The organism is Burkholderia sp. PAMC 28687, from assembly GCF_001577465.1.
Lineage (GTDB): Bacteria > Pseudomonadota > Gammaproteobacteria > Burkholderiales > Burkholderiaceae > Caballeronia.
Genome location: NZ_CP014505.1, coordinates 512,773 through 537,019 on the forward strand (window position 1 = coordinate 512,773; position 24,247 = coordinate 537,019).

27 protein-coding genes and 1 pseudogene are annotated in these 24,247 nt (G+C 60.3%); 8 read left to right on the plus strand and 20 right to left on the minus strand.

What is annotated here, in order from left to right; translation table 11 throughout:
* Positions 1 to 17: 17 nt before the first annotated feature.
* Complete coding sequence (locus AX768_RS02370) at positions 18 to 1,841, plus strand: PglL family O-oligosaccharyltransferase (protein ID WP_061998624.1); 1,824 nt, start codon at positions 18 to 20, stop codon at positions 1,839 to 1,841.
* Positions 1,842 to 1,949: 108 nt separating this feature from the next.
* On the opposite strand, the gene moaC is transcribed toward AX768_RS02370, so the two are convergent.
* A complete protein-coding gene (moaC, locus tag AX768_RS02375; RefSeq protein WP_062000711.1) occupies positions 1,950 to 2,429 on the minus strand; it encodes a cyclic pyranopterin monophosphate synthase MoaC in 480 nt (159 codons plus the stop codon).
* Positions 2,430 to 2,571: 142 nt separating this feature from the next.
* Here moaC and AX768_RS02380 point away from each other — a divergent pair, with 142 nt between their 5' ends.
* Positions 2,572 to 4,449 carry a M48 family metalloprotease gene (locus AX768_RS02380; RefSeq protein WP_061998625.1) on the plus strand — a complete coding sequence of 626 codons (1,878 nt, stop codon included), beginning with the start codon at positions 2,572 to 2,574 and terminating at the stop codon, positions 4,447 to 4,449.
* Here the strand turns inward: AX768_RS02380 and AX768_RS02385 are convergent.
* The 6 genes from AX768_RS02385 to AX768_RS02410 all read right to left on the minus strand — a co-directional run bounded on the left by AX768_RS02385 (position 4,446) and on the right by AX768_RS02410 (position 9,330).
* Positions 4,446 to 5,009 carry a DUF2946 family protein gene (locus AX768_RS02385; protein WP_061998626.1) on the minus strand — a complete coding sequence of 188 codons (564 nt, stop codon included), beginning with the start codon at positions 5,007 to 5,009 and terminating at the stop codon, positions 4,446 to 4,448. The two genes, AX768_RS02380 and AX768_RS02385, sit on opposite strands and share 4 nt — an antisense overlap.
* Positions 5,002 to 6,138: a hydrolase gene (locus AX768_RS02390; RefSeq protein ID WP_082778734.1), complete on the minus strand. Its 1,137-nt coding sequence runs from the start codon at positions 6,136 to 6,138 to the stop codon at positions 5,002 to 5,004. The genes AX768_RS02385 and AX768_RS02390 overlap by 8 nt, the downstream gene beginning before the upstream one ends.
* A 106-nt stretch (positions 6,139 to 6,244) precedes the next feature.
* Positions 6,245 to 6,691, minus strand: a complete 447-nt coding sequence (locus AX768_RS02395; RefSeq protein WP_061998627.1) for a nuclear transport factor 2 family protein — start codon at positions 6,689 to 6,691, stop codon at positions 6,245 to 6,247.
* Between the two features lie 135 nt (positions 6,692 to 6,826).
* Complete coding sequence (waaF, locus tag AX768_RS02400; RefSeq protein WP_061998628.1) at positions 6,827 to 7,876, minus strand: lipopolysaccharide heptosyltransferase II; 1,050 nt, start codon at positions 7,874 to 7,876, stop codon at positions 6,827 to 6,829.
* A gap of 242 nt (positions 7,877 to 8,118) precedes the next feature.
* Positions 8,119 to 8,313 carry a zinc-finger domain-containing protein gene (locus AX768_RS02405; RefSeq protein WP_047895834.1) on the minus strand — a complete coding sequence of 65 codons (195 nt, stop codon included), beginning with the start codon at positions 8,311 to 8,313 and terminating at the stop codon, positions 8,119 to 8,121.
* 93 nt (positions 8,314 to 8,406) lie between these two features.
* Positions 8,407 to 9,330 (minus strand): branched-chain amino acid transaminase, encoded by a 924-nt coding sequence (locus AX768_RS02410; RefSeq protein WP_062000713.1) that lies wholly within the window; start codon positions 9,328 to 9,330, stop codon positions 8,407 to 8,409.
* 311 nt (positions 9,331 to 9,641) lie between these two features.
* On the opposite strand from AX768_RS02410, the gene AX768_RS02415 reads away from it, so the two are divergent.
* The 6 genes and pseudogenes from AX768_RS02415 (at position 9,642) to AX768_RS02445 (ending at position 15,011) form a co-directional block, all read left to right on the plus strand.
* Positions 9,642 to 10,436, plus strand: a complete 795-nt coding sequence (locus AX768_RS02415) for an AzlC family ABC transporter permease (RefSeq protein ID WP_061998629.1) — start codon at positions 9,642 to 9,644, stop codon at positions 10,434 to 10,436.
* A 32-nt stretch (positions 10,437 to 10,468) separates the two neighbouring features.
* Positions 10,469 to 10,756 (plus strand): AzlD domain-containing protein, encoded by a 288-nt coding sequence (locus AX768_RS02420; RefSeq protein ID WP_442857250.1) that lies wholly within the window; start codon positions 10,469 to 10,471, stop codon positions 10,754 to 10,756.
* A gap of 415 nt (positions 10,757 to 11,171) precedes the next feature.
* Positions 11,172 to 12,362, plus strand: a complete 1,191-nt coding sequence (locus AX768_RS02430) for a phosphoglycerate kinase (RefSeq protein ID WP_061998632.1) — start codon at positions 11,172 to 11,174, stop codon at positions 12,360 to 12,362.
* A gap of 460 nt (positions 12,363 to 12,822) precedes the next feature.
* A complete protein-coding gene (gene pyk, locus AX768_RS02435) occupies positions 12,823 to 14,259 on the plus strand; it encodes a pyruvate kinase (RefSeq protein ID WP_062000714.1) in 1,437 nt (478 codons plus the stop codon).
* Between the two features lie 183 nt (positions 14,260 to 14,442).
* Positions 14,443 to 14,667 (plus strand): type II toxin-antitoxin system VapB family antitoxin, encoded by a 225-nt coding sequence (locus AX768_RS02440; protein WP_155524165.1) that lies wholly within the window; start codon positions 14,443 to 14,445, stop codon positions 14,665 to 14,667.
* A pseudogene (locus AX768_RS02445) lies at positions 14,636 to 15,011 on the plus strand (type II toxin-antitoxin system VapC family toxin). Before AX768_RS02440 ends, AX768_RS02445 begins: the two are co-directional and overlap by 32 nt.
* A gap of 89 nt (positions 15,012 to 15,100) precedes the next feature.
* Here the strand turns inward: AX768_RS02445 and AX768_RS02450 are convergent.
* The 13 genes from AX768_RS02450 to AX768_RS02505 form a co-directional block, all read right to left on the minus strand.
* Positions 15,101 to 15,406: a transposase gene (locus AX768_RS02450; RefSeq protein ID WP_061998633.1), complete on the minus strand. Its 306-nt coding sequence runs from the start codon at positions 15,404 to 15,406 to the stop codon at positions 15,101 to 15,103.
* Positions 15,407 to 15,432: 26 nt separating this feature from the next.
* Positions 15,433 to 15,897, minus strand: a complete 465-nt coding sequence (locus AX768_RS02455) for a hypothetical protein (RefSeq protein ID WP_061998634.1) — start codon at positions 15,895 to 15,897, stop codon at positions 15,433 to 15,435.
* A 550-nt stretch (positions 15,898 to 16,447) separates the two neighbouring features.
* Positions 16,448 to 17,029 (minus strand): hypothetical protein, encoded by a 582-nt coding sequence (locus AX768_RS02465; protein ID WP_061998636.1) that lies wholly within the window; start codon positions 17,027 to 17,029, stop codon positions 16,448 to 16,450.
* Between the two features lie 2 nt (positions 17,030 to 17,031).
* Entirely contained in the window at positions 17,032 to 17,814 is a 783-nt protein-coding gene (locus AX768_RS02470) for a sigma-70 family RNA polymerase sigma factor (RefSeq protein ID WP_231941300.1), read from the minus strand.
* Entirely contained in the window at positions 17,811 to 18,605 is a 795-nt protein-coding gene (gene fliP, locus AX768_RS02475; RefSeq protein ID WP_231941302.1) for a flagellar type III secretion system pore protein FliP, read from the minus strand. The genes AX768_RS02470 and fliP overlap by 4 nt, the downstream gene beginning before the upstream one ends.
* A complete protein-coding gene (locus tag AX768_RS02480) occupies positions 18,602 to 18,982 on the minus strand; it encodes a flagellar biosynthetic protein FliO (RefSeq protein WP_061998637.1) in 381 nt (126 codons plus the stop codon). The genes fliP and AX768_RS02480 overlap by 4 nt, the downstream gene beginning before the upstream one ends.
* Entirely contained in the window at positions 18,979 to 19,308 is a 330-nt protein-coding gene (gene fliN / locus AX768_RS02485) for a flagellar motor switch protein FliN (RefSeq protein ID WP_061998638.1), read from the minus strand. The genes AX768_RS02480 and fliN overlap by 4 nt, the downstream gene beginning before the upstream one ends.
* Positions 19,305 to 20,123 (minus strand): FliM/FliN family flagellar motor C-terminal domain-containing protein, encoded by an 819-nt coding sequence (locus tag AX768_RS02490; protein ID WP_061998639.1) that lies wholly within the window; start codon positions 20,121 to 20,123, stop codon positions 19,305 to 19,307. Before AX768_RS02490 ends, fliN begins: the two co-directional genes overlap by 4 nt.
* Entirely contained in the window at positions 20,120 to 21,307 is a 1,188-nt protein-coding gene (locus AX768_RS02495) for a flagellar hook protein FlgE (RefSeq protein WP_061998640.1), read from the minus strand. Before AX768_RS02495 ends, AX768_RS02490 begins: the two co-directional genes overlap by 4 nt.
* Before the next feature lie 12 nt (positions 21,308 to 21,319).
* Complete coding sequence (locus AX768_RS02500; RefSeq protein ID WP_061998641.1) at positions 21,320 to 21,727, minus strand: flagellar hook assembly protein FlgD; 408 nt, start codon at positions 21,725 to 21,727, stop codon at positions 21,320 to 21,322.
* Positions 21,717 to 22,475, minus strand: coding sequence for a hypothetical protein (locus AX768_RS32555; RefSeq protein ID WP_155524166.1), 759 nt, complete (start codon positions 22,473 to 22,475; stop codon positions 21,717 to 21,719). Before AX768_RS32555 ends, AX768_RS02500 begins: the two co-directional genes overlap by 11 nt.
* Positions 22,472 to 22,924 carry a hypothetical protein gene (locus AX768_RS32560; protein ID WP_155524167.1) on the minus strand — a complete coding sequence of 151 codons (453 nt, stop codon included), beginning with the start codon at positions 22,922 to 22,924 and terminating at the stop codon, positions 22,472 to 22,474. The genes AX768_RS32555 and AX768_RS32560 overlap by 4 nt, the downstream gene beginning before the upstream one ends.
* Positions 22,921 to 24,246 carry a FliI/YscN family ATPase gene (locus AX768_RS02505; RefSeq protein WP_061998642.1) on the minus strand — a complete coding sequence of 442 codons (1,326 nt, stop codon included), beginning with the start codon at positions 24,244 to 24,246 and terminating at the stop codon, positions 22,921 to 22,923. Before AX768_RS02505 ends, AX768_RS32560 begins: the two co-directional genes overlap by 4 nt.
* Position 24,247 lies beyond the last annotated feature (1 nt).

A 24,247-nucleotide genomic window follows, 5' to 3' on the forward strand; every position in this document is an offset into this window, starting at 1 on the left:
GACGTTCCCGACCCCTCATGCCTTCAAACATCGCGCGCTACCTTACTCTTGCCGTCCTCTGTCTGGCGCTGACGATTCCGTACGCGGTCGTCAACCACACGTATCCCATTCCGACGTTCTACGCGGAGTACAGCGCGCTCGGGCTGTTCCTTGCGCTCGGCGCCGCCATGGCGCTGGTCGTGCGTTTGTCCGAGCCGCGTATAGCGTTCGCAACGCCGGTCATGGCGCTGATGCCGCTTGTGCTCGGGCTGTTGCTCGTGGCCCAGACGGTCGTGCTGCCGGTCGCGCAGCCGTCGATGAACTGGCTCGGCGGCGGGTATCTGCTGGCGTCGTTTATCGCGGTGCATACGGGGTATGGACTCGTGCGCGCCGGAATGGCCGAGCGGGCGTTTCGATGGGGCGCGGCGGCGTTGATTGTCGGCGGCCTCTTTGCCGTGTTCTGCCAGGTCGTGCAGCTCTTTCACATGGAATCGAAGTTTTCGCCGTTCGTCGTGGCGTACAACGTGACCGTCGAGCGCCGGCCGTTCGGCAACATGGCGCAGGCGAACCACCTTGCCACCTATATTGCGTTCGCCACGGCGGGCGCGCTTTATCTCGTGCAGACGCGGCGATTGCCGGTGATCGCATGGCTCGTGCTCTCGGCGATTTTTTCCGCTGGCCTGGCGCTGACCGTATCGCGTGGACCGTGGTTGCAGATGGGCGTGATCGTGGTCGCCGGTTTGTGGATGGCGTTGATCCAGGGCCGCTCGACCGCCGCCGATGATCCCGACGCGCCTGCGAGTGATGCTTCCCGCAATAAGGCGCGCGCTTGGTTGATCCCCGTCGTCTTGCTTGTGCTGTTCTTCGCGGTGAACGGCGCGGTCCGCTGGGCGAATGTGCGTTATCAACTCGACCTCGGGCAATCGGCAGCCGAGCGCATGCAGGATGCAAACCAGATCGCGCCGCGACTTGCGCTGTGGAAATACGGCTGGACGATGTTCCTGACGCATCCGCTTCTAGGTGTCGGCTGGGGCGAATTCCCGCTGCACCAGTTCGAGTTCGTGCGCGAACTTGGCGGCGTGGAGATCGCGAATAATTCGCACGATATCTTCATCGATTTGCTCGCAAAAACCGGCCTGCTCGGCTTGGCGATCGTGCTGTTCGGCGTCATTGGCTGGCTCGTGCGCGTGCTGCGCGCGCCGCATACGCCGGCGCGGATTTTTGGGCTCACGTTGCTGGGTGTTCTGATGATGCATGCGCTTGTCGAATATCCGCAGCAGTACATGTTTTATCTGATGCCCGCCATGCTGATCTTCGGCTTGCTGGAGACGCGGCCTTTGCGTTTGGTATCGCGTTCGTTTTCTTACGGGCTTTATGCGGCGCTGGTCGTGCTCGGGCTGCTTTCGCTTTATCCGGTCCTGCGTGACTACAACCGCGCCGAGGTGCTGTATTACGGCGCCCGGCCGGCGGAGCAGTACGCGGCGGATCCGTCTATCCTGTTCCGCGCCTGGGGTGAATATGGTGCGGCGACGCTGTTGCCCATGAACGGTCAGGACCTTGCGAGCAAGCTCGATATGCACCATCAAGCGATCGCGTTGTTGCCCGGCGAAACCGTCTTGCGCCGATACGCCGTGCTGCAGGCGCTGGCCGGCCAGGATCAGGACGCGCTCGATACCATGGCGAGGCTGAAGATTTTCGCGACCGAGTTGCACGACTGGCCGACGCAACTGGCATCGGTATTCAAATCAGTCGATGAGCAGGGCAAGCCGCTCGCCGGATTCAAGGCGGAGCTGGTGAAGTTGTATGGGCTGCCGGCGTCTCCGGCAACCGATGATAGTGACGACGATGATGGGGATGATTGAATCCCCGGCGACCTCGTTCGCCAAGGGTTTCGCTCAGAAATAAATCAAGGCCGTTTCAGCGCAAGCTGGGACGGCCTTGGTTCATATGCAACGGGTTAGTTGAAGGAATCAGTCCTTCGCCACCCAATCCCCCGACTTCCCCCCGTGCTTCTCCATGACGCGAACGTCGGTGATCGTCATCCCGCGATCCACCGCCTTGCACATGTCATAAACCGTCAGCAAACCGATCTGCACGGCCGTCAGCGCTTCCATTTCCACGCCGGTTCTTCCAACCGTCTCGACCCGCACTTCGCAATGCACGCCGGGCAAAGTCTCATCGATGGAAAAATCCACCGCCACGCGCGTCAGCGCCAGCGGATGGCATAGCGGGATCAAATCCGACGTGCGCTTCGCGCCCTGGATCGCGGCGATCCGCGCGACACCCAGCACGTCGCCTTTCTTTGCCTTGCCGTCGCGGATCAGCGCGAGCGTGGCGGGCAGCATCGCGATGGAACCGCCTGCAACGGCAATGCGCCGGGTTTCGCTTTTGTCGCCGACATCGACCATGTGCGCTTCGCCAGAAGCATCGAAATGTGTAAGTCCGGACATGAATTCTCCTTGCATCGGGCGCTCATCATACCAGCGGCGTGCGGCGATCCAGGCGGGTGGTCCGTGCGCGCTCACGCTGCTACGATAAGCCTTTCCAGCCGATCGTGACCGCCGCCCCGGCCAACCGTATAGCAAGTTTGCCATGCGTCCAGACCGCCTGATCGCCGCCGTGTTGTGCCTGACCGTGGGCCTGCCTCCCGGCGCGTTCGCGCAGACAGCGGCGCCAACGGCATCGGCGTTGGCATCAGCATCGGCATCGGCATCCGCACCGCCATCCGGCGACGCACTGACCACGCCGACCGCTAGCATCGATGCCAACGTCTTCGGCCTCTACGGCGGCGCCGCGGCGCGCTTCGCCAACCGTCCGGGCGAAAAAGCGGGACTACAGGCATCCATGAACGCGCTCCAGCTCCCCGATCTCGGCGATGGTTCAGGCGGCGCGCTCACCCCGCAAGCCGAGCGCCGGCTCGGCGAGCGCCTGATGCGCGATCTGCGGCGCGACCCCGATTACCTCGACGACTGGCTCATCCGCGATTACCTCAACTCGGTGGCGGCGCGTTTGTCGGCGGCTGCGGCGACGCAGTACATCGGCGGTTATCTGCCGGACTTCGATCTCTTTCCCGTGCGCGATCCGCAAATCAACGCGTTCTCGATGCCCGGCGGTTTTATCGGTGTGAATACCGGGTTGATTGCGACGAGCCAGACGGAATCGGAACTGGCATCGGTGATCGGGCACGAGATGGGACATGTGCTGCAACGGCATATCGCGCGGATGATGGGTTCGAGCGAGCGCAGCGGTTATGCGGCGCTCGCGGCCATGCTGTTCGGCGTGCTCGCGGGCGTGGTGGCGCACAGCGGCGACCTGGGGATGGGCATCGCGATGGGCGGCCAGGCGTTCGCGCTCGATAACCAGTTGCGGTTCTCGCGCTCGGCGGAGCACGAGGCGGACCGCGTCGGCTTCCAGATGCTGAGCGCGGCAGGCTACGATCCGTACGCAATGGTCTCGTTCTTCGCGCGGCTCGACCGGACCGCGATGGGCGATAACGGCGTGCCGCCGTATCTGCGAACGCATCCGCTGACGGGCGAGCGCATGGCCGACATGGAAGACCGTGCGCGCCGGGTGCCGTATCGTCAGCCGCGGCAGGAGCCGGAATACGGTTTTGTCAGGGCGCGTGCCCGCGTGCTGCAGGCGAATTCGACGAGTGAATATCGCGATGTCGCCACCCGGCTGCGCTCGGAAATCGAGGATCAGACTGCGCTGAACGTGGCCGCTAACTGGTATGGGATCGCGCTCGCGCAGACGCTGCAGCGCGATTACGATGCCGCGAACGCATCGCTCGCCGAGGCGCGCAAAGTGTTCGATGCCGAGCCCGCGCAGGAGGACCGTCCGGCTTCGGCGGAAAAGACGGCGCCGATGGTTGCCCACGCCAGCAACCCGCTTCCATCCACGTCATCAATCGATGTCGCGTCTCCGGCGAGCGCCGCGCTGGCATCGCTGAACGCTGCAAAAACGCCAGCCACCGTGGTGAATCTTGGCACCATCGCCGCAAAACGTCCGCAGGATCGCAGCTCGCCGAGCCTCGATGTCCTCGCCGCGGATATCGCGCGCCTCGCCGGTCACGACAACGAAGCCATCCATCTCGCCGATATCGCCCAGGAGCGCTGGCCTGCATCGCACGCGGCTATCGAAACGCATTTGCAGGCGTTGTTGTCCGCGCGTCGTTTTACGGAAGCCCAGGCGCTGGCGCGCCGCGAGACCCGCGATGACCCGAATCAGCCTGACTGGTGGCGTTACCTGGCGCAAGCGAGCGCGGGCGCGAACGACGCAATGCAGCAGCATCGCGCGATGGCGGAGAAGCTGGCGCTCGACGGCGCGTGGCCATCGGCTATCCGGCAATTGCAGGCGGCGCGCGATCTGAAAAACGCGGGTTTCTACGATTTATCGACGATATCCGCGCGGCTGCGCGACTTCGAAACGCGCTACAAGGAAGAGCGCGAGACGGAGAAGGACGACAGTTAGGCCGCCGCTGCCCTGGCCGCAGGACTGGTGACGAAGGCGAAACGTTCCGCCACATCGTTGCGCGCAATGCGTTGCAGCGTTAGATCGACGCCCGGCGCGAAGTGAAAAACGCCGCCGTTTTCATCGAGTTCCGCATTCGATGAAAACAGATCCAGGTCGTGATCGTGCAAGGCGGCAATGCGCGTCGAATCCGAGAAGAGTATGTTCCCCTGATCATCGAGCCACGCTTCGGATGGTTCGAACCCGCCACCCGCGTGTTCCGTCAGCTTGAGCGCGCCATTCGCCTCGGACAGTCGCACGATCCACGGCGTGTACCCCAACTCCACATACACGCGCTGCGGGCCGTTCTGGAAGAACCACTGGCCGGCGTCATCGGCGGCGTAATTGCGGTTGATGAAGCCCAGGAGCGCATCGTGGCGGATGATATCGCCAGGCAGATTCGCGGCTTGCGTGGCGTCGTCGCGCATGCGCCACTGGCCGCGCCGGTCGAGCAGCAGCCAGCCGGTGCAATGCGGAACGTTCGGCCATTTGGCCAGCGCCTGCTTGACGATCTCATCCATGCGTGGAATCCGTAGTGGGTGCTGATGCTGATGCTGGTGCTGCCTGCTTCACGTGCGTCTGCAAATAACCGAAAACCCGCTGCGACAACCAGTCGATACGCCCCGGGAACGGCCCGGTCATGAACCCGACGTGGCCGCCGTGCATGGGTTGATCGAGCGTGACGGCGGCTGATACTTCCGTCGCCGATGGCAGCACGCGCCCCGGCAGGAACGGGTCGTTGCGGGCGTTCAGGATGAGCGTCGGCGCGGCGATCTGCGGCAAGAAAGGCCGCGTGGTGGCGCGGGTCCAGTAGTCGTCGGTATCGCGGAAACCGTGGAGGGGTGCAGTGACGGCGTTATCGAATGCGTGCATGGTGCGCGCGGCGAGCATGGCGTCGCGGTCGAAAAGGCCCGGGTATTGGTCGAGCTTGGCGAGCGCCTTGCGCTTGAGCGTCTTGAGGAAACTGCGCGTGTAGACCATGCCGAATCCCTGCGATATTGCGTGGCCGCCGGCGTGGACATCGAGCGGCGCGGAGATCGCGGCGGCGGCATCCAGAATGGCTGTGGCGTCCTGTTCCTGCTCGCAGAGCCATCGCAACAACACGTTGCCTCCCAGCGATACACCTGCCGCGACGATCGGCCCGTTGTGTTGCGCCTTGAGCCGGCGCAGGACCCAGTCGACTTCGGCGCTGTCGGCGAGATGGTAGAAGCGTGGCAGGAGGTTCATCGAACCGCTGCAACTGCGAAAATGCGGCACGACGCCATGCCAGCCGCGCGCCTTCGCTTCGGCCATCAGCACACGCGCGTAATGGGAATCGGAACTGCCTTCCAGACCGTGGAACAGCACGAAAAGCGGTGCTTTGGCTGGAGGCCTTGCGGTGTCTACAGCACTGTCGAGCCAGTCCAGGTCGATGAAATCGCCATCCGGCGTGGTCCATCGTTCCCGTTTGTACTGGACCATCGGCCGGCGGGCGAACAACGCGGGCACGATGGTTTGGGCGTGAGCGCTCGGCAGCCATCGCGGCGCCTGGTACAGCAGATCGATTATTGGATCGACGAGCGCGTCGAGGGCAGAGTCGGGCGCGTCAGTTTCCGATGCCGTCGCGCGCGCCGGGCCGGGAGCAATGAGGTGAGATGAATCGCGTTTCATGGCGCGCTATCAAACGAGGTGCGGTCGGAGCATCGGTACATTGAGGACAGCAATCCCCAAGCCACTGATAAAGGCGTTGCAGCTTGCCGCGCCCGCAAATTCCATTTCAGTGCAGCGGACCCTGTCCATGACGCATCTTGGCAGCAACCTGGCCGGCCGCTTCGTCTGGCATCGCACTCGCGTGGATATGTGCTATGCGCCATTCCCCACGTTCGTGAACCATCACGTAGGTGCTGAAAACCATGGCGGGCGTGCTGCCGGGCTCGGTGGACTGATGCGCTTCGGCGATCGCGTAGACCACGGTGCCGAGACTGTCGTAGACACGGATATCGAGCGGCTCGACTGTGATCGGCAGGTTTTCGAGTTGCGTTGCAAGACCCGCGCGTATGCTGTCCAGGCCGCTCAGGTGCGAGCCGTCCGCACAGATGAACGTGGCGAATTCCTCGTCGATCCACAGCGCCATCACGCTGTCGACATTGCCCTCCGCGACGGCCTGGTAGTAGGCGTTGAGGGTATCGGCGGCGGCTTCGAAGAGGCGGGCAAAACGTGGCATGGCTAGTGGGTCTCTAACGTTCGATGCACGGCGTCCAGTGTTTTGCGGACAAAAAACGCCACGGTTCGGTCAAGTTTCAAAAGCATGCCCCCGCTTGGGTGGCATTGGCATGTCGCAGGCGTGAACTACGTTGCGTCAACTACGTTGCGTCATCAGCATGCCGCGCAGATCGCCGAAAACCTGATCCGCGCCGAGCTCGCGCAGGCAATTCAGGTGACCCAGCGGACACTCGCGGGCAAAGCACGGACTGCATTCGAGGTGCAGCCATTGTACCTTTGCAAGATCGGAGAGGGGCGGCGTGTGGCGCGGGTCGGTCGAGCCGAACACCGCGACCAGCGGGCGGCGCAGCGCGGCTGCGACATGCATCAGGCCGGAATCGTTGGTGACCACGGCGCTCGCACGCGAGATCAGCGCGCACGCTTCGCCCAAAGACGTCTGGCCGCACAGGTTGCGCACGTTCGGCGCGCGGTCCGCAATCGCCTGCGCGAGCGGCGCGTCTTTGGGCGAGCCGAGCGCGACGATCCGGGCATACGGGAACGACTGCGCGATGAACTGCGCCAGAGACGCAAAATGCTCCGGCGGCCAGCGTTTGGCCGGGCCGAACTCGGCGCCCGGGCAGAACACGACGAGCGGCGCGCGGGTATCGAGATTGAAGCGCGTGGAGACGCGTGCAGCTTCGTTCAGGTCGAGATCAAGGCGTGGCACGGGCATGGGAACCGTGGCGTTTTCCTGCAGCCACGGCAGCTTTGCGCCCGGTGCATAGGCGAGTGCGGCGTACTGGCTGACCATCGGCGGGCGCTGGTCTTTCGGCGGATTGGCATGCCGCACGTTGAGCAGGCCGTAGCGGCTTTCGCCTTTGTAGCCAACGCGCAGGTTGATGCCCGCCATGAACGGGATCAGCGCCGACTTGAACGAGTTAGGCAGCACGTACGCCGCGTCGTAGCCCACGTCGCGCAGGTCGCTCGCGAGCTGCCAACGGCGCAGCATCTGCAGCTTGCCGTGCGCGAGATCGGTGGCGTAGACATCGTGGATCTCGGGCATGCGCTCAAGCACGGGCGCGACCCAGGCGGGCGCGACGGCGTCGATGACAATCCGTGGATGCAGTTTCCTGAGCAGCGAGAACAGCGGCTGCGCCATCAATGCGTCACCAATCCAGTTCGGGGCGATAACCAACGCGCGACGCATCTATTTAAATTCCAATCTCGAAAATGACGCAGCACACGCTGTCTTGGCGAGGCGGGTCGGTGCAAATGGGGTGGTTGGCGTCCCGCGCGCAGTGCGCTGGACGTCGATGTGCGGTGTTTTGCCCGTGGATGCCATCAAGCAAAGCACGCGCGTGCAAGCGCGATTCAGCCCGCGACCAGATTGGAGCCGCGGATCGGATTGCCCGAGCGCTTCGTGAAACCGGCTTGGGCCGAGCAGCGCGCTCAATGGCCTTTGATCGTTTCGCCGTCTTTCAGCTTGTAGCGGGTGCCGCAATACGGGCAGCGCGCTTCGCCGTGCGAGATATCGAGGAACACGCGCGGATGCGTGCTCCAGCGCGGCATATTCGGATTTGGGCAGAACGCCGGCACGTCTTTGGCCGACAACTGCACCAGCGGCATTTCCTTCAGTTCGCTCATGAGGAATCTCGTTCGGGTTCGTTTCTACGTTCTATTCTGGGGAGGCGGCGAACGGGCTTTTCGCCGGTCCGCCGAGATATTCGCTTGACCGCCTTACTTGACCGTCGACAACCAGTCCGCGTACTTCTCGTTCTTGCCGCTCACGATATCGAAGAACGCGCTTTGCAGCTTCTCCGTGATCGGACCGCGCTTGCCTTCGCCGATAGTGCGATTGTCCAGCTCGCGGATCGGCGTGACTTCGGCGGCCGTGCCGGTGAAGAACGCTTCGTCGCAGGTGTAGACCTCGTCGCGGGTGATGCGCTTTTCGATCACCGGAATGCCGAAGTCGCGTGCGAGCGTGATGACCGTGTCGCGCGTGATGCCGTCGAGGCACGAAGCCAGGTCCGGCGTGTACAGCTTGCCGTTGTTCACCAGGAAGAAGTTTTCGCCGGAGCCTTCCGACACGTAGCCGTCGACGTCGAGCAGCAGCGCTTCGTCGTAACCGTCTGTGATGGCTTCCTGATTGGCCAGGATCGAGTTCACATACCAGCCGGACGCCTTGGCGCGCACCATCGACACGTTCACGTGATGACGCGTGAACGACGACGTCTTGACGCGGATGCCCTTGGCAATGCCGTCGTCGCCGAGATAGGCGCCCCACGGCCATGCGGCGATTGCGACGTGAATGGTGTTGCCCTTCGCCGATACACCCAGCTTTTCCGACCCCACCCAGATGATCGGGCGGATATAGCAGGATTCGAGCTTGTTCACGCCGACCACTTCGAGCTGCGCCGCTTCGAGCGTGGCGTGGTCGAAAGGGACTTCCATCTGGAAGATCTTGGCGGAGTTGAGCAGACGCTTGGTGTGATCCTTGAGGCGGAAGATCGACGTGCCGCTGCCGGTCTTGTAGGCGCGCACGCCTTCAAAGACACCCATGCCATAGTGCAGCGTGTGGGTCAGCACGTGGATGTTGGCGTCGCGCCAGTCGATCAGCTTGCCATCCATCCAGATCTTGCCGTCGCGGTCGGCCATTGACATACGTTTCTCCTGGCGAGTGTGGTGCACGTGTTTGAATGGGCCGCCGGCGCGGTTCCACGTATGCACGGGAACCCGGATTTCGATGCAGATCCGGCACGCGGCCAGACGGCCAAAGACCGTCATTTTAGCGTCTTTTCGATTAAAAAATGGGCGGCGTCGGCCATTTGGCGCCTTTCACGCCGCTATAATTCGCCTTTCGCCGTCATGCGGTGCGTCCAGCGCGAGCTGAATCGGCACGCAAATAGCGCTCAGCTCACCCCCAGATCACCGTCCGACTGCACCCCGACTGCACCCAACGCGCACTCACATTCATGTTCGACCGGCTGTCCGATACCAACCGACGCGCATTCATCGAGGGCGTCAAGACGCTCTCTCCGGCGGTTCCGGCGACGTTCTCGTGGGGTCTCGTGACCGGTATCGCGATGGCGAAGTCGGTGCTCACCGTGCCGCAAGCGCTCGGCATGTCGCTCGCAGCCTATGCCGGGTCATCGCAACTCGCCGTGCTGCCGCTGTTGGCAGCCAAGCTGCCGCTCTGGACCATCCTGTTGACCGCCGCCATGGTCAACCTGCGCTTCGTCATCTTCAGCGCGGGACTTGCGCCGCATTTCGGCTATCTGCCGCTGCGCCGCCGGCTGGTGCTCGGCTATTTCAACGGCGACATCATCTATTTGATGTTCTCGAAGCGCAATTTCCCGGTCGGCTATCAGCCCGGCAAGGAGGCGTTCTTCTGGGGGCTGGCCGCGACGAGCTGGTCGTCGTGGCAGGTTTCATCGATCGTGGGGATTCTGCTTGCGAGCGTTTTCCCGGATAACTGGGGACTCGAGCTTGCCGGTACGCTCGCGCTCGTTCCGCTGATCGTGTCCGCGATCGCCACGCGCTCCACACTTGCGGCCGTGGGCGTGGCTAGCGTCGTTGCGCTGATCACGCTGGACCTGCCTTATCGGTTGTCGTTGCCGCTGGCGGTCGTCGCGGCGTTGCTGGCTGGAACGTTCGTGGACCTGATGGCGGAGAAGTTGGGCGTGCGCGCCGCGCCGAAAGATCCGGCCGTTGAGCCGCCCCGCGCCAAACTCGATGCCCCCGCCAAAAATACCCGGAGCGCCCGGTGACCACCGCCCAGATTTGGCTTGCCATTGCCGGCATGGCGTTGATCACGGGCCTGACGCGCGCGCTGTTCCTGATCGGCGGCGAACGCATGATCTTGCCCGAGCGGGTACAGCGCGCCTTGCGTTATGCGCCGGCTGCGGCGCTCGTCGCGGTCGTCGTTCCCGATTTGCTGAGCACGCCGGATGGACTGTCCATCGCGTTTTCGAACCATGCGCTGTATGCGTCGCTCTGCGGCCTTGCCTGGTTTTTGTGGCGGCGGAGCATGCTCGGGACGATCGTCGTGGGCATGATTGTGTTCACCGGATTGCGGCTCTTCGCCTGATTTCATGCTGCGCCGCACCATGATATGCAAGGCATCGTGAGCATTCCCGAATCCCGGGGATTTGCGTTTGCAGCGTTGGCGGGCGGTGGGTATCGGTTAAAATGGCGATCTTGCTGTCGTGTCCAATGAGGTCGATCGTGTATCCGGCAGTCACCGCACAAGCGCTTCAATCGCTCCAGTCGCTTCACTTGCTTCAGTCTCCGCTGTCACGCCCAGCCGTGTCGACGCATCGGTCCCCGGCGCGATCCGCTTTGTCGTCTGCATCGGGACTGCATCGTTCGCCCAACCGCAAGCACACCGCTTCCGCTTCAATTTCCCCGTAGCACTCTTTCGCGAGCCGCAGGCCTTTGGTTCCGGCCTGTGATTTCCAATCGCCCGAACCGCTTTCCAATCACCCGCTCACACGCTGACTCCCATGACGAAAGTACTGCGTTTCACCGATCTGATCGCCGAAGGCAAAGTGTCCGGCAAACGTGTTTTCATCCGTGCCGATCTCAATGTGCCGCAGGACGATCAGGGCAACATCACTGAAGACACGCGCGTGCGCGCATCGGTGCCTGCCATTCAGCAGGCGCTTGCCGCGGGCGCGGCCGTCATGGTCACGTCCCACCTTGGCCGTCCGACCGAAGGCCAGTTCAAGCCCGAGGATTCGCTCGCGCCGGTGGCCAGGCGTCTTGGTGAATTGCTCGGCCGCGACGTGCCGCTGGTGGCCGATTGGGTCGATGGTGTCCAGGTCCAGCCGGGTCAGGTCGTGCTGCTCGAGAACTGCCGCTGCAACAAGGGTGAGAAAAAGAACGACGACGCGCTGTCGCAGAAGCTCGCCAAACTTTGCGATATCTACGTGAACGACGCATTCGGCACGGCGCACCGGGCTGAAGCGACCACGCACGGAATTGCGAAATACGCGCCCGTGGCGTGCGCGGGTCCGCTGCTCGCGGCTGAACTCGACGCATTGGGCAAGGCGCTCGGCGAGCCGAAGCGTCCGCTGGTCGCGATCGTGGCGGGATCGAAGGTATCGACGAAACTCACCATCCTCAAGTCGCTGGCCGAGAAAGTGGACCAGTTGATCGTGGGCGGCGGCATTGCCAACACGTTCATGCTGGCTTCCGGCCTGAGTATCGGCAAGTCGCTGGCGGAAAAGGATCTCGTCGATGAAGCCAGGACCATCATCAGCGAAGCGCGTGCGCGTGGGGCATCGGTGCCCATTCCTAGCGACGTCGTGACCGCGAAGGAATTCGCGGCGACCGCGAAGGCCGAAACGAAGGCCGTCGACCAGGTCCAGGACGACGACCTGATCCTCGATATCGGCCCGGACACCGCCAAGGCGCTCGCCGCGCAACTGGAGAAGGCCGGCACGATCGTATGGAACGGTCCGGTCGGCGTGTTCGAATTCGACCAGTTCGGCAACGGCACGAAGACGCTGGCGGACGCCATCGCGAACTCGTCGGCGTTCTCGATTGCAGGCGGCGGCGACACGCTCGCGGCCATCCAGAAATACGGCATCCACGACAAAATTTCCTACATCTCGACGGGCGGCGGCGCGTTCCTCGAGTTCCTGGAAGGCAAGACGTTGCCGGCGGTAGAAGTGCTCGAATCGCGGGCCTGATCCCATGACAAAAGCCACGTCGGAGTCGGATAACGAGCGGTCTGTATTGGCCGTGGAAGAGCTGGCGGAAAAGATGGTCGAGGACGTGGAGGGCAGCGTGGGCGAAGAAGCGCGCCATGCCCGCGCGGTCGAGGCGGTTGCTGCGTCTACTGCGTCCACGCCGGACGCGCTTTCACCTGCAGCCGAAAGCGATCAAGGCATTGAAGACGACGCAAAGCCGAAGCGCCCGGCCCGCGTTCCCGCCCGGCGGAGCGGCAAGTTGAAGAAGGAAACGGCGGTCATGATCGGCGGCGCGAGTGCAGCGTCGCTGATACCTGGCCCCGGAGCGTTATCGAACAGCCATCACAAAGCGACGCCGGCACGATCCGGCGCGCGTCCGCAGGCGGAGACAACTGAATCCCCGTCAGCACACCGTACTCGCAGCGCTGTTTCAGGCGATACCACCCAGACGAGGAATTCCATGCATCGCGCTACAAAGATTGTCGCCACCATCGGCCCGGCTTCCAGCTCCCCTGAGATCCTGTTGCAAATGATCCAGGCCGGTCTCGACGTGGTTCGTTTCAACTTTTCCCACGGCACCGCCGACGACCATCGTCAGCGTGCGCAATACGTTCGTGACGCCGCCAAGCAATGCGGCCGCGAGGTTGCGCTGATGGCCGACCTGCAAGGCCCGAAGATCCGCGTGGGCAAGTTCGAGAATGGCAAGGTCACGTTGATTGCCGGCAACCCGTTCATCCTCGATGCACGCTGCGAGCTCGGCAACGACGAACGCGTCGGCCTCGACTATCCGGATCTGCCGCGTGACCTGCGCAGCGGCGACGTGCTGTTGCTCAACGACGGCCTGATCGTGCTCGACGTGGTGCGCGTGATTGGCGAAGAGATTCACACGACCGTGAAAGTGGGCGGCGATCTCTCCAACAACAAGGGCATCAACCGGCAGGGCGGCGGGTTGACCGCGCCGGCGCTGACCGAGAAGGACATGGAGGACATCAAGACGGCCATGTCGCTCGGCGCCGACTTCGTGGCGGTATCGTTTCCGAAGAACGCCACGGACATGGAAATGGCGCGGCAACTCGCGAACATTGCGGGCGCGCCTTACGGCATCAAGCCGAAGATGATTGCGAAGATCGAGCGTGCGGAAGCCATTCCGGCGCTGCAGGGCATTCTCGATGCTTCCGACGGCATCATGGTTGCCCGTGGCGACCTGGCTGTGGAAGTGGGCAACGCGGCGGTTCCGGCATTGCAGAAACGCATGATCCGGATGGCGCGTGAGTCGAACAAGTTCGTGATCACCGCCACGCAGATGATGGAATCGATGATCCACGCGCCGGTTCCGACGCGCGCGGAGGTATCGGACGTGGCGAATGCCGTGCTGGATGGGACGGACGCCGTGATGTTGTCGGCTGAGACGGCGGCGGGGAAATATCCGGTGACGACCATCGAGACGATGGCGGCGATTTGCCTTGAGGCCGAGAAATCGGAGCAGAGCGAACTGGACAAGGATTTCCTGGACCGGACGTTTACGCGTATCGACCAGTCGATTGCGATGGGTGCGTTGTTCACGGCGTATCACCTTGGGGCGAAGGCGATTGTTGCGTTGACGGAGTCGGGCGCGACGGCGCTGTGGATGTCGCGGCATTGGTCGCATGTGCCGATTTTTGCCTTGACGCCGCGGATTGGTAGTGAGCGCACTATGGCGCTTTATCGGAATGTTACTTCGTTGCACCTGGATACGAACACCGATCGCGATGTTGCGCTTCAGCAGGCGCTTGAGGTTGTTGTTTCGAAGGGATACGCGGCGCGTGGGGATATGGTGGTGTTGACTGTCGGGGAGCCGATGGGGCAAGCCGGCGGGACTAACGCGATGAAGATCGTGAGGGTGGGGGATCCGTTTTAAGGGCGCTGGCGCTTGGGGAGGGGGTTTAAGGCGCCCGGGTTGCTGATTTTTGCGCCTGCGCGCGCTCTGTTTTGGCTTCTCTCTTTTGCACTTTTAGCCACTGTCTGGGGAAACGCGCTCATTACGAGGCGATGATCTACACCGATGAGGCATCAAATGATGCGCACATTTGCGGAGAATCCCATGCGTACGACTATTGCGCGTGATGACAACTTAAGTGCCAAAGCTCAAGCCTACACGGGTATTGAGGAGAAAACGGCACTCGTGCGCAAAGCGCTAAAGGCCTTGATCCATTGTGAAGCCGCGAAACGACTTGCGAATCTTGGCGGTAGTCAGCCGGGCATAAAGGGGCGCCGCTGCGCCGGCAGGATGTCGAATGATTCTTGTCGACACGTCGGTCTGGATTGACCACCTCAACGCGTCTGATCCTATGCTGACCACCTTGCTTGCCGAGGAGCGTGTATATTGGCTCATCCATACGTGATAGGTGAGATTTCGCTCGGTAGTCTGCGTGATCGTGACGTCGTGCTTGGCGCTTTGCTCGATTTGCCACGCGCGCCAGTTGCAACACCGGAGGAGACGTTTTATCTGATCGAGCGCGAGGGTTTGTTCAACTGTGGAATCGTCTATGTCGACACGTCACTGTTTTGGCGTCCGCGCGCCTACAACCTGGCATCACCATCTGGACGCGTGACAATAGATTGAAGAAGGTTGCGAATGAACTCAATCTCGGTGCGATGCTCGCTCATTAGACACCTGCGTGACGCCGGAGCGTCGATTGAATCTAGAGACGACTATCCGGGTAGCTACATTGGAAATGTGCTCCTTAACTCCTGCAGTCTTATGCACCGCAGACCGTCCGCAAGAGCGCGGAATCCATGTTCATGTTTCCGGGGGAGATGGTTCCCGCCGAGTCGTTGACGACGTCCTTCCCATCTGTGCCCAGTAGCCCCTGATGGTACTGCTTGCGCCAGTCGAAAACCTGATTCGCATTGACTTGATGAGCGCGCGCGGCCTGCGCGACTGAGCGCCCCTCGACTAATTTTTCCTTGACGATTCGGCATTTCTCTTCATGCGCCCATCGTCTCTTCTTGCGCTCAACTCGCACCTCGCTCGATTCAACCATTGAGTACACGATAGCTGTCATGCGGCCCTCTCAAGCACGCATGACAGCTATCGAACAGTTCTCCGTTTCACGACCGTTCCCTGCAGAATGCGACGATTAATTTTCTCCTTCCAGGCCTTCTGCGCCGGCGAAAGTAGCCTTTTTCGAGCGGTCGCTCGAAGGAAGTCAAATTCCTTGTCGAAAAGAAAACCTCGGGACTCGGCGTAGGCAATCACCGCCAGGCTTGGATTTGCGGCCGGCTTCTCCCTGATCCGCCTGAGACCATCAAAAAGATTACCCGTGTCAATTCCAATGAACCGATTGACGCACACGTTACCGACATAGGTTTGATGCCCGGTCAACGTATTGCGGATGTAGCAATGCTCCTTGATGTCCCGGCCGCATGGGCAAGAATCAAACTCGTCACTAACTTCGACGGACTCGAGAATCCACTCAGTTCGTGCCGCTTCGAAAGTGCGAGAGCGAGAGAGTGGCAGGATATGCTCCCGCAGCCGTTCAAAATTGTGACTCATGAGCCGATCCCCGAATAGTTTGAAACCGCCTCTGAGTCAGAGGAGTCCGTAGGACTATGTTGATAGTCGCTGCACGGATGCGCTGAGCGGGCTTTGACGAGCGTGACTGTGGAGCTTGCTCGAGGATAGTGGATAGCAAAACGGAGTTTTCGCGCTTCACGAGTGCTTTCCGTCTAGGAGCAAGTGACGTAGCATTTGAAAAGTTCTTGGCTCTTCCTCCAAGCAAGAACAGACCCTATCGCGAATCTGCTGAAATGCGGGATCATTTCCGACTTCCGTACCAAATTCGTACAACAGTAGTCCCTCTATCGCGACACGAAACAATTGACGCTCATCGGTAACACCGGCCAAGCGCAACGTGTGGATCTGTGAGCGGATCGCATTTTCTGTTTGACCAAGTTCGCCTTCTTGCGCCGTAATGTTAGCTGACGGTCCCGACGCCTGTCGGCGTTGGGGGACGCGTTCACGTCGTTCGGATTTTTGGGCAAGTTGCTGACGTAGCAACAACATCACCTGGTTGAGCGTTGATATAGGGTCCATGGCAAGAAGATCAGTGACGCGTTTGATTGCCGTTGTAGCTGGAGAGCAGCAGGTGGTCCTGAGACGTTTGCGTATCCGCAGTCGTAGCGTTGGTTTGTTGTGATTCTTGGGCAATTTGCGCGATCACGGCTTGGATAAAAGGATTAATTAACGGGTATTGCTGATTCAGCGCTAGTCCACGGCGAAGCTGCTCGAGCGAGACTTCGAATTCGTTGCGAGATAGGCTGAGCAAGCCGTCCTTCAACACGCGGAGAGGATGATCTTCGGCCACTTGGCCCAAAGCGGCCCAGGTGGCTTCAGCCGCTGTGACTCGCGCATTAACGAAATCTAAGAAACCCAGCATGAATGTCGCAATAAGGAACTCTTGCGCAAGTTCTTGTACACGCAAAAAATCTACGCGCGCTTCGTCATACCGCTGTTGGCTCGCAAGGGTCGCGCCTCTCAGAAACCACAACCGGAAATCGAGTGGCCAGTTCGCAAGGGATTGGCTCAATAGCACCAGCGCGTGTTCGGCTGGGCCTTCCATCGCTCGCATCACGGACGACATCGCGTCATCGTTGCACTCTTTACCAAGTTTGAGATCAGTTGTCATGTTCAGGTAACGGTAAATAAATGGTCTGTATTGCCGATCTTTTTCCGAAGATCGAGAAGCGCCGCTCGATGCAGTTGAGAGATGCGTCCCTTGGTCAAGCCGAGGATATCGGAAATTTGCTCGAAGTTGAGACCATGGAAATAGTGGTAACGGATGATTTTCTGGTCTCGCGCGGGGAGTTGGTCGACTGCCGCATGCAATTGCTCACGGGTCTGGCGCAATGCAATCGTCTGCCACGCGCTGCCGTATGGGGCCGGTTTCGATACATCGTCCTCAACGAGACCGGTATCGTCGAGCAAAAAACCTATCGCCAAGCCAACTGTGAGCGTGGCGAGCGTCTGGAAGGTACCACGGGATCGACTGCCGCTTTCGCTTCCTTGCTCTAGGGACGCGAGGCGTTCTCGGCGCATGCGTCGTTGCAGGGAAGCTTGCTCTTGTCCATCGCTCAGCCGTGTGATGCCAGCGAGGACGTTGCCTCTGATCCGAGGCGTGCAAAACGTTCGAAACAAAACCTCCCGGTGCGGCTCAAACCGATCGATCGATTCAAGCAATCCAATACACGCCAATTGAAGGAAATCTTTGAATTCGACGTCGTCTCTATGCCGTCCCGCGTAGAGCTGTGCTGCGAGTGCGCGGGCGTACGGAAGGTAATGCGAGAAAATGGCTTCGCGTCCGGATGCCGTCGGCTCAGTTTCGAGCGAAGTCCAAAGCTCACTCTCTACCAAAAGCGGCGAGACGTCTTCGGGTGAATCTTTCGATGCGCCGAGTTCGACCGCTGGAATCATTTAAAACTGCCCAATACGCCTCGCAGAACCAAACCCCAGCCATCTACCAGAACGAACATGAGTACCTTTAGCGGCAGCGAAATTGTGGCTGGAGGCACCATTAACATACCCAGCGACAGCAGGACGCTCGAGACGACGAGGTCGATCAGTAAGAACGGTAAAAGGACGACGAAGCCAATTTGAAATGCAACGCGCAGCTCGTTCAATATGAAAGCTGGCGTCAGTTGCAGCAAACTTACGTCGGCAGGTGTTTGTGGCAAGAGCTGGTGCGACAGCTCGTACATCAGTTTGAGATCTTCTTCACGCACCTGGCGCAGCATGAAATCGCGGATTGGTGCAGTGCTTCGATCAAGCGCCTGTTCAAGCTCGAGCTGACCGTGCATGAATGGCTGGAGCGCATCATGATTAATGCTTTGCAAGGTAGGCAGCATCGCGAACACGGTCAGGAACAGTGCCAGGCTGATGAGCACAGGCGTCGGGGGCGTCTCTGGCATGCCGAACGCATGACGAATGATAGACAGGACAACTGCTATTCGGATAAATGCCGTCATCGAAACGATGAGGGCTGGTGCCACGCTTAGCATGGTCAGCAACGTGGCGATCCGGACGGTTTCCGATACGCCTTTGCCATCCTTCGCAATATCACGAGCAGAGCTCGATAGTGACAAGGTCATCGTGTCGTTACCGCGAGACGGGCTGGCTGCGGCCGGCGAGGCATGAAATGTGGCCCAACCGAACAACATAGCGGTCAAAATGGCGCACAATATCTTGCCGATTTTGCTGGCAGTCATGCGTGCGGCTCCTGCTCTCTACTGTCGTTCGCGTCGAGCAGTTTGATGCCGCTGGCGTCGGATGCGAGAAGCACGACTCTCCCGGCACACTCCACCAAATGAAGCGTAATTCTCGTATTCAAACGCGTGTTATCGAGGACTTTGATGCGGTGCGAACCAGTAAGCGCGGCCCGCGTACTCGCTATGCCTTGAGTGCGGCGAATGATCAAGATCGCGACGACGCCCAGCGCAAGACAAAACACCAATGCAATAACAGTATGGAAAAAATCCACCCCGGCCAAGCCGGAACTGACGAAGGAGGGCGTCAGCGTTGCCGCCGGGGTGCTGACGCCTTGCGACGCGTCTTGGAGCGACGATGCGTAAGTGGTCCCATTCATCGGTTGCTCGCCAGGTCCGTAATGCGAATGCCGAATTGTTCGCCGACTGCTACGATCTCTGCTTGGCCGATTTTCCGGTCATTAAGCAATACGTCGATCGTATCTCCCAGATGACGGTCAAGTTGCACGACGGAGCCATTCTGCAGCGCCATCAATTCCTTAACACTCAGTTCGGCGCATCCAAGCTGGACGTCGATCTTGACCTTGACGTCATTAAGCAGTTCGAGCATCGGTCGAACAGAGTCTTCTTTGTCATGTTTCGACTGTTGTTCCGGAAGATCAACTCTTAGGATCAGTGGCGTACGGGATGCAGCGTTTGAAGTCATGAAATGTGCGGCCTCGCGATCGAGGCAAGTTGGATGGAAAATTTGCCGGCGCTTTGTCCTGGTCTGCCCGTTGCAAATACCGTTGCGCGTGAGTGAGCCAACACGAGAGGGACCGCGTCGCGCGTCTGATAATCCAGGGTGATGACATCACCGATGGACAATGTTGCAAGCTGGGGAACGGTCAGCTCGCATTGCCCCAGCGTGGCGGCGACCGGTACTCGGATTCCGTCTAAAGCAGCGGTACGACTTTCAGATTCCGTTCTGACGGCGAACTCGGGACTCGCTGCCACGGGAAAACAGCGCCAGAGTGTTTGTGCGCCGACGACAATTGATAGCGCAGCGGCGTCGTCGGCCGTCGCAAGGCGCACGTGCGCGGCGCCGTGGGGAATGCGCAAAGGTTTGCCGACATTGCTCGCTGGGATAGGAACGAAAGTCCCGTCCAGCTCGAATGCCCCGCGAACGGTCGTGAACAAGCTGTCGACAAGTTGCCTTTCGACATCGGATAACAAGGAGGACGCGACTTCAGTGTCCGGAGAGAATGTCTTTGGCAGATCCAGCGCGCGGTTGACCATGGTCGAAAGCGCCCGCCTACTGACTGACAACCAGGCATCTACACCACAAGACCATGCCACCGACGCGGCAGGCAACGCGAACTCGTGCGTCCCACTGGTCAGCAGCTCAACTGATTTGATGCGCAAGAAGGCGTTGGCGAACCATTGGGTTTGCCATCCCTCAATCGCTTTCATGACCTGGTCACGACATGCATCGAGATCGCGCTCGCCGAGTGGGCGCCATCGGATCGCTGTGACGCTCATCCCTGGCCTCGCATCTGAAATAGCTGCATGATCATTTCATTGGCGGCGGTCACGACTTGGGACGATGCTTGAAACCCGCGCTGAATCAAGATTAACTGACCGAATTCGTTCGATAGATCAACATTCGACGCCTCCGTTGCCCCCGCCTTCAGTTGCCCAACGGCTGCGCGGCCGCTCGCACCATATTCGGGCGGGGCGATGTGCGACCCATCGAATAAACCATTGCCCAATTGAGTGAGCTGGTCTGGATTGCGGAACTTCGCCAACGCAACAGTACCTACCGCAGAGGTCTGTCCGTTCGAGTACTGCAGGACCAATTGACCCTCGTCGTCAATATCCATCGACGATAGGGTGCCTGTTGCGTAGCCGTCCGACTTTGAGATACGCAACGTCGAAGAGCTGCCCGCTGAGAATCCGGTTACGCCTGCTGAGAAGTCGAGCGTGACGGTGAGCGGCGGTGCATTTGCAGAGCCCAATGTCACGTCGATAGTGTCCCGGCCTGGTTCGGGGATGCCGCCATTGAATTGCAGCACGCTTTCTTGGACAGGAAGGTTATTTTCGTCAGTCACTGTGACTTTCCAGCGGCCGGGCATGATGTCCGTATCGGGTGCGAATGCAACGGTCAACGTATGTTTTCCGCCGGTCGCGTCATAGACCTCGACGTTTGGGATCGAAAAGTTCGTCGACCCAGGCGACAGATTGTCAGTGAACTGGACGGTACGGGTGGCTTGTGGTGGGCTGACCTGCTTACCTGTCATCGAGATGGGCCCGAGGCTGCCGGACGACGCCAGTGCAGCCAGCTTGAGGCCAGTTGACTTGTCCTCAATAAAACCATCGTTTCCGATTTCGAACTGGCCGGTGCGGGCGTAGCGGACGGTCGCGCCGTCGAGCAACGAGAGAAACCCGTTGCCTTGAATTGCAAGATCAAGTTGACCATTACTTGCGCGCAGATCGCCCTGCGCGAAATTCAGTGATGAGTAACCATATTCGACGCCGCTACCCAACTGCGTTGCGTTGCCAGGAGCGCCTTGCCGGAACTGCTGGCCGTAGTACAGATCCGCGAACCGTGGCGTCGACGTCTTGAAGCCCGCCGTATTTAGGTTTGCGACATTGTTGCTGATTGTCTGCAGGCCTTTTGAGTAGGCGATCAACCCACTCATGCCAATATAAATGCTTTCCAGCATGGGAACTCTCCTTTAGCGGACCGAGACGATCTGCGAAATGGTGGCGTTGGTCAGGAACTGGCCGCTGTCAGTCTCAATGGTCAGTTGTGGTTGTGAGTCCTTGAACGACACACTCTTGACCACACCGCTTAGCAATGCTGTGTCCGTTTGCACGTCGACGTTACGGCCAAGTAGACCAAAGGTCTGCGTGGCTGACTGAACCGACAGAAGGTTGTCGATTTTGTCGGTCATCTGGCGCGTCTGCTCAAGCGACGTGAATTGGGCAAGTTGTGAGACGAACTCGAAGTTGTCGACTGGCTTAAGAGGGTCCTGATACGTCAGCTGCGTCAAGATAATTTTTAATAGCGACTGCATGTCGAGACCGAGCGAGTCGATGCGGTTGTTCACATCGCCAGTCGAACTGATGGGGCTAATAGCCATTGGATGCTCCTACCAGATAAGTCGTGATTTGATCGACGCCGTTCACTACCAATCGGACATCACGGCCGCCATGACGGCGTGCTTCGGTCAGCGCCTTTTGCTTCAATCGCGCCAGGTCATCGGGCGTCGCGCCGTGGATGCGTAATGCAATCGAAACACCGCTACCTTCAACGCTGACACTGAGCCGATAGGGTGCTGCGCTATTAGCGTTCGAAGACGGCGGAGCCAGGTTGGCAGGTGTGTAGGCAGGCGCGCGCGCGACGATGCGTCGCGTGTCGCGCGTTGGTGCCGCTGGTTCGGGCGCCGCGCAGGGGACAAAGATGGGTTCATGGACATTGTCCAGAGAGTTAGCTTGTGCGTCAGGCAAGGTACGTCGGCAGGTTTCCAGGAGTGACTTGACTGCGCTAAATGATGTTGCCGAGGTCGACGAATCGCCATTCGTGATGAATACAGGAATTCGTCCAGCAGACGGGTCAACGAACTCATTGCTTGTGCTGCTTGAGGTCATTGATGCAACGGGGGCGCCTTTCGACATGGCGGGCGAATAGGTTTGAGCGGAGCTTCGGCGTGACTGCTCCACGGACGACCCATGTCCACCGGGAATTTCTGATTCCGCGCCGGACCACATGTCCTTTTCCATAGATCGCAGTGTCGTTTGAAATTCGCCTGAATCGTGCTTTGTCGATATGTGTGCCGTTGACGCTCGCGCCGTTGGGGCGGCCCAGACCTGAGATGTCGTGATGTTCATAGCTGGTCTCCATATGACAGGTAAAGGTCTTCAATTCTGCTGGCCTGTTGCTCCTCGCGTTTACGCTGGAACCGGCGCTGGGCTTGAGTGACGCGGTCTTCTGCTATTTGCGATTGCTGTTGCAGGTGCAGCATCTGCATGCGTTGTTTATCTACACGCGCGATCACGGATCGTGTTTCCTGTTGGGCGTGCTGGTGGGACGCGTGCACTGACGCAGTAGCGCCAGCCCAGTTCGATGCGAGGTCGGGAGACAGGCCGCCGATAGCATGCAAAGCGTTGCGCCAGCCTTCGAGATACGCGTGCAGGTCGGTATGTTCCCGTTGCTCATGCGCTTGCGCCCGTTCCAGAGTCTGGACCGTGCGTTGTGTTTCGTGCCGTGCTCGATCGAGTTGTAGTCGACGAATGCCTAAGATGACCTGTGCGTCGTCTAGTTGTCTGCGCTTGTTCACGCGTTCTCCTTGAGCAGGGCGGCCAGTTCGGCGAGCGCGGTTTCGCGTGAGACAGCCGTGAGTGTGTCTTGCCGAAGAAATCCGGTCAGCGCAGGTCGCAGTCGCAACGCGCGGTCAAGTGCCGGGTTGCTATTTGGGACATAAAGCCCGGATTCAATCAGCGTGCGCGACGACTCGTACATCGCGAGTTGCGCGACTACGTCAGCGGCGAGTTGACGCTCTTCGGGCCGGGTGACGTGCTGCATGACACGGCTGACACTGCGCGGTACCTGAATTGCCGGGAAGTGACCCTGCTCGGCCAACTCTCGAGTCAGCACGATATGACCGTCAAGCAACGCACGCATCGTCTCCGCCATCGGATCGTCGATATCGTCCGTTTCAGTCAACACAGTCATTAAGGCTGTGATAGCGCCGCCCGCCTTAAGTGCGCCGCAGCGCTCGACAATTTTGGGCAATGCGGCGAACACGCTGGGGGTATAGGCGCGCACGGTAGGTGGCTCGCCAGCCGCAAGACCGATTTCACGTAGTGCCAGCGCGTAGCGCGTTACCGAATCAAGCAGTAGCAAAACATGCGAGCCTTGCGAGCGGAAATACTCTGCCAGCGACAGCGCTGCCAAAACACTGCGGGCGCGCATCACGGCAGGTTGATCTGACGTGGCGACGACCATGGTCGAGCGGGCTCGGGTTGAGTCCGAAAGCGAGCGATGCCAGAATTCCTCTGCTTCGCGTCCACGCTCGCCAACAAGGCAAAGCACACACACGTCGGCGTCAACATGGCGAGCGAGGCTGCTTAGCAAGGTGGTCTTGCCAACTCCGCTACCCGCGAAAATCCCGGCGCGTTGGCCGATACCTAGCGTCAGAAGCGTATCAAGCGTCCGAATGCCGGTTTGCAATGGTGCGACAGGGGAAAGACGCTCTAGGGGAGGCGTGCTGAGTCCTGCGAGCGGCCACGATTCGTCATCACAAGCGATAGAGGGGCCGCTGTCGAGCGCCCGACCTAGCGGGTCGACCACGCGCCCCAGATAACCCGACCCGACAGGCATGGTCGCGCCAACACGCGTTGCGCATACCGAGTCGCCAACGCACAGTGATGACGCCGGCGCAAACGGGACTAGGGTGACGCGTCCGATCTCAACCTTGAAAACTTCCGCCAACACTTGCTCAGCGCCTGGGTTTCCAACAGTGCATAGAGAGCCGAGCGGCACACCGGGGCCATCCGCTTCGATAAACGTCGGCATGACGCGCGTCACAGTGCCGAGCCTCGTTAGGGGGTCAAAGTTACGCATGGAGGTGATGTAGGGGTGGGCGTGCGCTATCTCCATT